Origin of the sequence: Faecalimicrobium dakarense (genome assembly GCF_000499525.1) — a bacterium.
Classification (GTDB): domain Bacteria; phylum Bacillota; class Clostridia; order Peptostreptococcales; family Peptostreptococcaceae; genus Faecalimicrobium; species Faecalimicrobium dakarense.
The window spans coordinates 66,230-76,496 of sequence record NZ_HG529407.1 but is presented as its reverse complement, the minus strand read 5'-3'; the positions used below and the strand labels follow the sequence as shown (position 1 = coordinate 76,496).

The window sequence follows — 10,267 nt, the reverse complement described above, 5'->3', positions numbered from 1 at the left end:
GAAATATAAAAACTGATTTCACTAAGCTAATACCAGGTGCAGTTCATAAAGCTAATGGTGGCTATTTAGTTTTATATGTAGACCAACTTTTAAGATATGCATTATCATGGGATATGCTAAAGAGAGCTATTCAATCTAGAAAAATGGGTGTGGATACTCAAACAGCTATAAAACCAGAAAGTATGCCGATAGATATGAAGGTAATACTAATAGGAGATAACTATATGTACAATGCTTTATATAGTTATGATTCGGATTTTAGTAAATACTTTAAAGTATTTGTTGATTTTGATGACGAGATGGAAAAAAATGAGGTAAATGAAGATGGAATAGCAAAATTCATAGCCTTTCAATGTAACAAGGGAGATTTAAAACATTTCACATATGATGCAGTCCAAGAAGTAGTTAAATTTAGCACAAGAATTGCAGGAGATAATTACAAATTATCAACAAAATTTAATAAAATTATGGAAGTTATAGTAGAAGGAGATGCATATGCCAAAATTAGATGTGTGGAATATGTAGATAAAGAAGATGTAAAAAAAGCTATAGATGAAAGAAGAAAAAGATTAAATAGGATTGAAAATAGAATGGATGAATCATTAGAAAATGGATTTACTCTTATAGAAACTGAGGGAAGTAGGGTAGGAGTTATAAATGGTTTATCAGTTTTAAATACAGGTGAGTATTCATTTGGAAGACCATCAAGAATAACTGTGACTACTAGTCCTGGTAATGATGGAATTGTGAATATAGAAAGAGAAGTTAAAATGAGCGGGCCTATACACAATAAAGGTGTATTAATACTAGGTGGATATTTAGCTGAAAACTTTGCCCAAGAATTCCCATTATCATTAAATGCATACATTTGTTTTGAGCAAAACTATGGAGGAATAGAAGGTGACAGTGCAACAGGAGCGGAATTATATGCACTACTATCATCATTAAGTAATGTTCCTTTGAAACAAAATATTGCAGCAACAGGCTCAATGAATCAAAAAGGTGAAATACAGGTAGTCGGAGGAATTACTGAAAAAATAGAAGGATTTTACTCAGCGTGTAAGAAAAAAGGATTAAACGATAATCAAGGTGTAATAATTCCTAAAAATAATAGTAGAAATTTAGTTTTATCTGATGAAGTAAATAAAGCAATTGAAGATGGAAAATTTAAGATTTATACAGTTGATAAGGTTGAAGAAGCAATAGAAATATTAACAGATATGAAATTTGAAGAAGTTAAAAAACTTGTAAAAGAAAGATTATTAAAATTTTCAAAAACTCAAAAACTAGAAGATAAATAGTTTTAATGATTTATATACTGGGTAACTATATAATGAGAAAAAGCAAAAGCTAACTAAGCTTTTGCTTTCTTTTTATTTAAAATAAAAAATATATAATAAAAATTAGCAATAATAATTTGTTATATATTGCTGATTATGATAGATAATATTATTATAATTTAAATTTTAGGGGGATTTTAAATGAAAAATGTAAATGAAATACTAGATGAACTAGAAAAACTTTACCCAGATGCTAAATGTGAGTTAGATTATACAACTCCTTTTGAACTTTTAATTGCAACTATATTATCAGCGCAATGTACAGATGTAAGAGTTAATAAGGTAACAGGAGAATTATTTAAAAAATATAATACCGCGCAAGATTTTTCTAAATTAAGTGTTGAAGAAATTAGTAAAGAGATAAAAAGCTGCGGATTATATAAAAGTAAGGCTGAAAAAATAAAAGCAACATCACAAACTTTATTTAACCTTTATGGTGGAGAAGTACCAAATACATTAGAAGAACTTATAAAACTTCCAGGTGTAGGAAGAAAAACTGCAGGAGTAGTTTTAAGTAATGCATTTGGACAAGATGCAATAGCAGTAGATACCCATGTTTTTAGAGTATCAAATAGAATAGGTATAGTTAATACACATACTCCAGAAAAAACAGAGTTTGCTCTTATGGAAGCAATACCAAAAAACAGATGGTCTCATTCACATCATCTTTTAATATTTCATGGAAGGAGGATGTGTAAAGCAAGAAATCCAGAATGTAGTATTTGCCCTATAAAAAGTAACTGTAATTACTATAAAGAGAGGGATGACAAAATTGAAACGACTTAAGATAATATTATTATTGTCAGTAGGAATCTTTTTTTTAGGTAGTACAAATTTATCTCAAGCAATAACTAGAGAAGGAAAGATACACAAAAATATATCTATAATGTCTATAGATATATCCGGATTAACTAAGGATGAAGCTAAAAGAAAAGTTAAAGAAACTATAAATCATTATAATGAGGTTAACTTAATATATGAAGATAAAGTTTATAAGTTAAATAAAAAAGATTTAGGAATAGTTTATAATATCGATGAATCTGTAGAAAAAGCATATAATATTGGACGCGATAAAGATATAATATCTAATATTAAAACAAAAGTAGACTTAGATTTAGGTGAGAATAAATCTATTGATTTAAAATGTAGCTATAATGAAAAGAACTTAGATAAATATATAAATTTTTTAAATGAAAATATTAAGGTAGAACCTATAAATGCAACTATTAAATTAGAAAATGATAAATTCAATTATACAAAAGAAACATATGGAATAAAGATAGATGTAGATAAACTGAAAAAATCAATTATATTAGATGTGAATAAAGTTTTTTCTAATGATGAAAAAATACCAACAATTAGCATTAAACCCAATTTTGTATATGATGAATTAAGTAAAATAGATACAGTCCTTGGAACTTATGAAACTCATTTTAATACTAAGTTAGAAAATAGGGTCAATAACATAGATGTTGCTGCTAGAGCAACTAACAATGTAATAGTTAAACCATATGAAGAATTTTCATTTAATCATTATGTTAATGACAGTAGCATTCAATCACAGTTTAAAAATGCTCCAGTAATAATTAATGGAAAATTAGAACAAGGTTTAGGTGGTGGTATATGCCAAGTATCAAGTACTATGTATAATGCAGCACTCTATGCAGGTCTTGAAATTACAAAAGTAAGAAATCATAGTATACCAAGTGCCTATGTTTCTAAAGGTAGAGATGCAACAGTTGCAACAGGGAATTTAGACTTTAGATTTAAAAATAAATACAATACACCTATATTTATAACTCATAAAATGTATGATAATAAAATAGTAACAACTATATATGGTAATAAGGAAGATAAAAAGGAGATTGAAGTAACAACAGAAATTATAAAATCAGTACCTAATAAAGTTAAGATAAAAACTAGCAAAGAGCTTTTTGAAGGAGAAAAAACAGTATCGCAAAATGGGAGAACTGGATATAAAATAAATACTTTCAGAATTTATAAAGGAGATAAAGGCAACACAAAAGAATTTATTAGTGAAAGCTATTATCCTCCTATGGATAAGGTAGTTGTATATGGTACTAAAAAGAAGGTTATAGACAATATAGATAAAGAAATTATTTGATAAATGAAATCTTCTATTTATATTAATATAAATAGAAGATTTCATTTATTGTACATATATCTAAGAAGTTTACGAAAGTGAGTTCTTAGAAAAGTAATTTTCTGCTATAATTGTATTTGGACTAATATTAAAATATAAAATTGTTAGATTTTACATAGTTTAATTGACTATAAAATACAAATAGAAATATTTAAGGAGGATGGATATGTCATTAAATGTAGTCTTAGTAGAGCCAGAAATACCTCAAAATACAGGTAATATAATAAGAACGTGTGCAGCGACAGGGACGATCCTGCATTTAGTAAGACCTTTAGGATTTTCATTAGAAGATAAGTATTTAAAAAGAAGCGGACTTGACTATTGGGACTTAGCGAATATACAATATTATGATAGTTTCGAAGAAGTAGTTGAGAAAAATCCTGATGGGAAATTTTTCTTCTCTACAACAAAGGTGAATCAATCACACTCAGATGTAGAATTTGTTGATAACTCATTTATAGTATTCGGAAAAGAAACAAAAGGATTACCAGAAACGTTAATAAAAGCAAATTTAGAAACTTGTATAAGAATACCTATGATAAATGTAGAAAAAGCTAGATCACTGAATTTATCTAATTCAGTTGCAATAGTTGTATATGAAGCATTAAGACAATTAGGTTATCCTAATATGAGATAATCTTAAAAATCCGAAACACTGTTTTTAGAAGGGGGCATGTTTTAATGAAAAATTTAAAAATAATATGCGATAGTTTATCAGATATACCTAAAGAATTGATAGAAAAATACGATATAGAAGTAGTGCCACTTACAGTTATATTAGATGGAAAAGAATATAAAGATGGAATTGATATATCTAATGATGACTTTTATAAAATACTAAGAGAAGAAAATGCATACCCAAAAACTTCACAGGCCACATATGCACAATTTAAAGAGGTTTTTGATAAATATGTAAATGAAGGAAGAAAGATACTTTATATAGCAGGTTCTTCTGCAGCTACAGGAACATACCAAAGTGCTATAATGGCAAAGAATGATACAGAAGGTGAAATACATACTTATGATTCTCAAACATTAACGTATTTAGTTGGGCTATTAGTAGTTAAAGCTGCACAAATGGCTCAAGAAGGAAAAGAAGTTGAAGAAATACTTTCTGAGATAGATAAATTAAGAGAAAAAACTTATGTATTATTCTCTGTTGATACATTAGAATATTTACAAAAAGGTGGTAGAATATCATCTACTAAAGCTGCTATAGGTAGTATTTTAAACATAAAGCCAATACTTGATATAAAAAATGGACTAGTTGCGCCTGTGTGTCAAGTAAGAGGAAAGAAAAATGTAATATCAAAAATGGTAGAGATTATAAAAGAAAATTGTGGAACAAATTTCTCGGATCAAACTATGTACATAGCATATAGTGACGATTTTAAAGAAAAGGATAGATTTACAGAAGTTGTTAAAGAAGAGTTTAATCCAAAGAATATAGAATATTTCCAAATAGGAACAGTAATAGGGTCTCATGCAGGACCGGGTTTAACTGGAGTAGTATGCTTTAAAAAATAACTTTAAGAATAAAGAACTTTCAAATATAATTTGAAAGTTTTTTTAATATAATAAGATATAAAATGAAATTTTAATTTTAATTTAAAATAGAATAGCATATATATATAATATGATGCACTATATTGGATAAGAATGTCAAGATATTACATAAAAATCAAAAATTTTCTTGTGAAAATTGAATTAAATATAGAAAAAAAGTATAAAGTGTAGTAAAATAAAGATAATTATTACACAATATATATATGAGGTTTTTAGGAGGATACTTATGAAACTTAAAAAGTTATTATCTGTAGCATTAGTTACAGTTATGAGTGCTAGTGTGCTAGTTGGATGTAGCTCAGGAGAGAAAAAAGAAGTGGCTGAGAATGCAGATGGAGAAAAGGTATTCAAGATAGCTATGGTTACAGACACAGGTGGAGTTAATGATGAATCATTTAACCAATCTGCATGGGCTGGATTAGAAAAGATAAAAAAAGAATTTGGTGAAGATAAAGTTAAAGTTAAGTACTTAGAATCAAAGCAAGATGCTGACTATGTACCTAACGTTGAAACATTAGTTGAAGAAGATACTGATTTAATAATAGGTGTAGGATTTAAATTAGCAGATGCTATAGAAGAAGCAGCTAAAAACTACCCAGAAAATCAATTTGCTCTTGTGGATGCTGCATATGAGAAGCAGCCAGAAAACGTAACATCATTATTATTTGAAGATCACGTATCATCTTATTTAACAGGTGTAGTTGCTGCTAAGATGAGTGAAAGTCATAAAGTTGGTTTCATCGGTGGTATATCAGGTGAAGTTATAGATAGATTTGACTATGGATTTAGAGCTGGTGTTGAGGCTACTGATCCAAATGCAAAAGTAAGTGTTCAATATACAAACAGCTTTACAGATATGGCAAAAGGTAAGTCGATAGCTAACCAAATGCACAAAGATGGAGTTGATGTAATATTTACAGCTGCCGGTGCTTGTGGTATAGGTGCAATAGAAGCTGCTAAAGAAAATGGGAAAAAAGCTATAGGTGTTGACCAAGATCAAAATAAATTAGCTCCAGATAACGTAATAACTTCAGCAATGAAAAACATAGATGTTGCAGTTTATGATGCAGCTAAGTCTATGATAGAAGGTAAGTATAAGCCAGGACAAGTTATAGTTAATACATTAGATATGGGTGGAGTTGGTATAGCTGAAACTAGTTCTAAAAATGTTCAACCGGATGTATTAAAATACGTTAACGAAGTAGCTGAAAAAATTAAAAAGGGCGAAATAAAAGTTCCTGAAAATGAAAAAGAATACAAGGAATTAAAGAAATAATTAAAAATAAAGGGCTATCCTAAAATTAGGATAGCTTTTTTTGTGACAAGCTTTTTAAAAACAGAGTACTATTAAATTAATAGTAACTATGTATAATAAAATATTTTAAGAGGTTTTGGAAAGAATAAAAAGTATATGAATTTAGAGGAATTATATTGGTCTAATGGTTAAAAATTAAAACAAAATTATTTAAATTCGACAAAAAAACACAAAAAACAAACTAAAAAGAAAAAAATATGTAAAATGGTTTGTTATACTAGCAGTATTTTAGTATAATAAAAATGCTGACTATTAAATTAAGGAGGATAAAAAGAGCGATGAATAATAGTAATGTCGACTACAGCAAAAAAGTTGTAGAAATGAAAAAGATAACTAAAAAGTTCGGAAACTTCGTTGCGAATGATAACATAGACTTGACTGTTCATAAAGGTGAAGTACATGCTCTTTTAGGTGAGAACGGAGCAGGAAAATCTACTCTAATGAACATATTATATGGTTTATATCACCAAACATCAGGTGATATACATATAAATGGGAAATTAGTTAAAATGGATAATCCAAATGTAGCTATACAAAATGGAATAGGTATGGTGCATCAACATTTCATGCTAGTTCAACCTTTCACAGTAGCTCAAAACATAATACTTGGTACTGAGCCAACAAAAGGATTAGGCGCTGTAGACATAAGCAAAGCTATAGAAGACGTTAAAGCAATATCAGAGAAATATGGATTATATGTTGATCCAAACGCTAAAATTGAAGATATAACTGTTGGGATGCAACAAAGGGTAGAAATATTAAAAGCTTTATATAGAGGAGCTGAAATATTAATACTAGATGAACCTACAGCTGTTTTAACACCACAAGAAATAATAGAACTTATACAAATAATAAGAAACTTAACTAAAGAAGGTAAGTCTGTAATTATAATTACTCATAAGTTAAAAGAAATAAAAGCAGCTGCAGATCACTGTACAATAATCAGAAGAGGTAAATATATAGATACTGTAAAAGTATCTGAAACTACTGAAGATGAATTAGCTGCAATGATGGTTGGTAGAGAAGTAAACTTTAAAGTTGATAAAGTTGAAGCAAAGCCAAAGCAATCGGTATTAGAGATAAAAGATTTAATTGTTAAGGATAATAGAAAGATATCAGTAGTAGATGGTTTATCTCTAGAAGTAAAAGCTGGTGAAATATTAGGTATTGCTGGTATAGATGGTAATGGTCAGTCAGAACTTGTTGAAGCTTTAACTGGACTTAGAAAATCTCAATCAGGAAGCATAAAGATTAATGGACATGAAGTCATAAATAATAGTCCAAAAGACGTGTTTAAAAAAGGTATAAAAAATATACCAGAAGATAGACATAAAAGAGGATTAATATTAGATTTTAGTGTTGCTGAAAATACAGTTTTACAAAACTATAAAGATCCTAGATTCTCTAAAAATGGAATATTAAATAAAGATGCAATAGAAAAATATGCTGATGGAATAATAGAAAGATTCGATGTTAGACCAACAGATCACACTGTAAAATCAAGAGCTTTATCTGGAGGTAACCAACAAAAGGTTATAATAGGTAGAGAAGTTGATAATATAGAGGTTGCAAGAGCAGCTACAGGAGAACCACAATTATTAATAGCAACTCAACCGACAAGAGGATTAGATGTTGGAGCTATAGAGTTTGTTCACAAGTCATTAGTAAAGCAAAGAGATGAAGGAAATGCAGTATTATTAGTATCTTTAGAATTAGATGAAGTTATGAACGTATCTGATAGAATAGCAGTAATATATGAAGGAAAAATAGTAGGAATAGTTGATGCGAAAGATGCAGATGAAAATACATTAGGATTAATGATGGCAGGAGGTGACGAATAATGAGCGATAAAGCAAAAAAGAAAAAAGTCTCTCTAGTAGATAATACTATATTATTCTCTTTAGTATCTATAGTATTAGGATTAATAGTTGGGGCTATAGCTTTAATTATAGCTGGACATAATCCAATAGAAGCATACTCAGCTATGATAGAAGGTATATTTGGAAAGCCTAAATTTATAGCATGGACTATAATAAGATCTACACCACTTATATTAACAGGTTTATCTATTGCCTTTGCATTTAAGACAGGACTATTTAATATAGGGGCAGAAGGTCAATTTATAATAGGTTCATTAGTCGCAACTATAGTTGGTGCAGGAGTTCAATTACCTGCAATAATACATGTACCATTTGTACTTTTAATGGCAGCACTTGGTGGAGCTATTTGGGGTGGATTTGCAGGATGGTTAAAATCTAAATTTGGTATAAACGAAGTTATAGCTACAATAATGCTTAACTGGATAGCTTTCTACCTAAGTAACTTTATGATAAAAAGTACTTGGTTAGCTAGAGCAAACAGTGAAGCATCAATAAATATACATGAAAGTGCTAGTATAGGAATACACTGGTTAAATGGATTAGTAGGACCTGCTACTAAAGTAAACTGGGGTATAGTAATATCTATAGTACTTGTACTAATAATAGCATTCATATTATTTAAAACAACTTTAGGATTCGAACTAAGAGGAGTTGGATTTAATAAGTACGGTGCTGAATACGGTGGTATAAATGTTAATAGCTCTATATTAAAATCTATGGCCATAGCAGGTTTACTTGCAGGTATAGCTGGTGCTATACAAGTTATGGGTGTATCTCACAACATAACAATCCTTGCAGCACAAGAAGGATATGGTTTTGATGGTATAGCTGTTGCCCTTATTGCTAACAGTAACCCAATAGGAGTTATATTCTCAGGATTATTATTCGGTGCATTTAAATATGGTGGAACTAAGATGCAATCTATAGGAGCTCCTTCAGAGGTTGTAAATATAGTTATAGGATCAATAGTTTACTTCATAGCTTTAAGTAGCGTTTTAAGAATGTTATATGTAAAAATGAGAGATAAGAAAAATAAAGGGGGCAATGCATAATGGAAGATTTAGCTTTAATTCTTAGTACAACTTTAATGTACTCTACACCCCTAATATTTGCAGCATTAGGCGGTGTATTCTCAGAGAATTCTGGTATAGTTAATATCGGAATAGAAGGAATGATGACTATAGGTGCATTCGCAGCAGCAGCAGCAGGGTTTTTAGTAGGAAATCCATGGATAGCATTTTTAGTAGGTGGATTAGCAGGTGGATTATTCGCATTAATCCATGCCTTTGCTACAATAAGTTGTAATGCAGACCACACTATTTCTGGGGTTGCAATAAACTTATTAGCTCCAGGAGTTGCTTTATTTGCATCTAAAATAATGTTTGATGGAGCTACAATGACTCCAACAATACCAATGGAAAATAAGATACCAAGACCGTTAAATGGTTTATTCCCACAAGGTAGCATATTAGATACAATATTCAACTCATATGCAACTGTATTTTTAGCATTTGTATTAGTTGCTTTAGTATGGTATGTATTATATAAAACTAAATTTGGTCTTAGAGTAAGAGCGGTTGGAGAACATCCAGGTGCAGCTGATACATTAGGTATAAATGTTGCTAAAACAAGATATATGGCTGTTATAATATCTGGTATATTAGCAGGTTTAGGTGGAGCTTCAATGAGTTTAGCTGTTGTTTCTTCATTCAGACCTACATTAATATCTGGACAAGGATATATAGCTATGGCAGCAGTAATATTTGGTAAGTGGAGACCGCAATGGGCTATGGTAGCTTGTTTGTTATTTGGTTTCTCTACGGCTTTATCAGTATTCTTTGGAAATCCAGAGTTACCATTTAGTATAAATGAAAACTTATTATCAATGATACCTTATATAGTTACATTAATAGTATTAGTATTATTTGTTAAGAGTTCTAAGGCTCCGGCAGCTTTAGGTAGTTCATACAAAAAAGGTGAAAGATAATAAAAAAATGATAGC

At 29.6% G+C, this 10,267-nt stretch carries 9 protein-coding genes; all 9 read left to right on the top strand.

The window, feature by feature from the left end:
* Window positions 1–1,301: Lon protease family protein (locus tag BN899_RS14955; RefSeq protein WP_042277050.1), on the top strand; the 1,301-nt coding region annotated here is incomplete at its 5' end.
* 180 nt (window positions 1,302–1,481) lie between these two features.
* Window positions 1,482–2,126 carry an endonuclease III gene (gene nth, locus BN899_RS14950; RefSeq protein WP_042277047.1) on the top strand — a complete coding sequence of 215 codons (645 nt, stop codon included), beginning with the start codon at window positions 1,482–1,484 and terminating at the stop codon, window positions 2,124–2,126.
* Entirely contained in the window at window positions 2,104–3,465 is a 1,362-nt protein-coding gene (locus BN899_RS14945; RefSeq protein WP_081712288.1) for a VanW family protein, read from the top strand. The genes nth and BN899_RS14945 overlap by 23 nt, the downstream gene beginning before the upstream one ends.
* Window positions 3,466–3,670: 205 nt before the next feature.
* Window positions 3,671–4,141, top strand: a complete 471-nt coding sequence (gene trmL / locus BN899_RS14940) for a tRNA (uridine(34)/cytosine(34)/5-carboxymethylaminomethyluridine(34)-2'-O)-methyltransferase TrmL (RefSeq protein ID WP_042277043.1) — start codon at window positions 3,671–3,673, stop codon at window positions 4,139–4,141.
* A 44-nt stretch (window positions 4,142–4,185) separates the two neighbouring features.
* On the top strand, window positions 4,186–5,031 hold the full coding sequence (locus BN899_RS14935) for a DegV family protein (RefSeq protein ID WP_042277041.1): 846 nt from the start codon (window positions 4,186–4,188) through the stop codon (window positions 5,029–5,031).
* A 265-nt stretch (window positions 5,032–5,296) separates the two neighbouring features.
* Window positions 5,297–6,346, top strand: a complete 1,050-nt coding sequence (locus BN899_RS14930) for a BMP family lipoprotein (RefSeq protein WP_042277039.1) — start codon at window positions 5,297–5,299, stop codon at window positions 6,344–6,346.
* Between the two features lie 317 nt (window positions 6,347–6,663).
* Window positions 6,664–8,226 carry an ABC transporter ATP-binding protein gene (locus tag BN899_RS14925; RefSeq protein WP_042277037.1) on the top strand — a complete coding sequence of 521 codons (1,563 nt, stop codon included), beginning with the start codon at window positions 6,664–6,666 and terminating at the stop codon, window positions 8,224–8,226.
* Window positions 8,226–9,317, top strand: a complete 1,092-nt coding sequence (locus BN899_RS14920) for an ABC transporter permease (protein WP_042277034.1) — start codon at window positions 8,226–8,228, stop codon at window positions 9,315–9,317. The genes BN899_RS14925 and BN899_RS14920 overlap by 1 nt, the downstream gene beginning before the upstream one ends.
* Window positions 9,317–10,252, top strand: a complete 936-nt coding sequence (locus BN899_RS14915) for an ABC transporter permease (protein WP_042277031.1) — start codon at window positions 9,317–9,319, stop codon at window positions 10,250–10,252. The genes BN899_RS14920 and BN899_RS14915 overlap by 1 nt, the downstream gene beginning before the upstream one ends.
* Window positions 10,253–10,267 lie beyond the last annotated feature (15 nt).